1 protein-coding gene is annotated in these 834 nt (G+C 73.7%); it reads left to right on the forward strand.

The window, feature by feature from the left end; translation table 11 throughout:
* Positions 1-2: 2 nt before the first annotated feature.
* On the forward strand, positions 3-834 hold an 832-nt coding region (aroC, locus tag QK442_RS36215; protein ID WP_282698392.1), incomplete at its 3' end, for a chorismate synthase.

Here is an 834-nt window from a genome sequence, read left to right on the forward strand (position 1 = left end):
CGTTGAGCAGGTTGCGTTGGCTGACCGCTGGGGAATCCCACGGACCCGCGCTGGTCGCGACGCTGGAGGGTCTTCCCGCCGGTGTCCCGGTCACCACGGAGCTGGTGGCGGACCACCTCGCGCGGCGGCGTCTCGGCTATGGGCGCGGCGCCCGGATGAAGTTCGAGCGGGACGAGGTCACCTTCCTCGGCGGCGTCCGGCACGGGCTCTCCCTGGGGTCGCCGGTCGCCGTGATGGTCGGCAACACCGAGTGGCCCAAGTGGGAGAAGGTCATGTCGGCCGACCCGGTCGACCCTTCCGAGCTGAAGGAGACCGGCCGCAACGCGCCGCTGACCCGGCCCCGGCCCGGTCACGCCGACCTCGCCGGCATGCAGAAGTACGGCTTCGACGAGGCCCGGCCGGTCCTGGAGCGCGCCAGTGCCCGGGAGACCGCCGCCCGCGTCGCCCTCGGCGCCGTCGCCCGTTCCTTCCTCAAGGAGGCCGCGGGCATCGAGGTCGTGTCCCATGTGGTCGAGCTGGCCGCCGCCAAGGCGCCGTACGGCCTCTACCCGGCTCCCGCCGACGTCGGGAGGCTCGACGCCGACCCGGTCCGCTGTCTCGACGCCGACGCGTCGAAGGCGATGGTCGCCGAGATCGACCAGGCCCACAAGGACGGCGACACCCTCGGCGGTGTCGTCGAGGTCCTCGCCTACGGGGTGCCCGTCGGCCTCGGCTCCCACGTGCACTGGGACCGGCGCCTGGACGCCCGGCTCGCCGCCGCGCTCATGGGCATCCAGGCCATCAAGGGCGTGGAGGTCGGTGACGGCTTCGAGCTCGCCCGGGTGCCCGGCTCCC

It is taken from the genome of Streptomyces sp. CC208A (assembly GCF_030010625.1).
Lineage (GTDB): Bacteria > Actinomycetota > Actinomycetes > Streptomycetales > Streptomycetaceae > Streptomyces.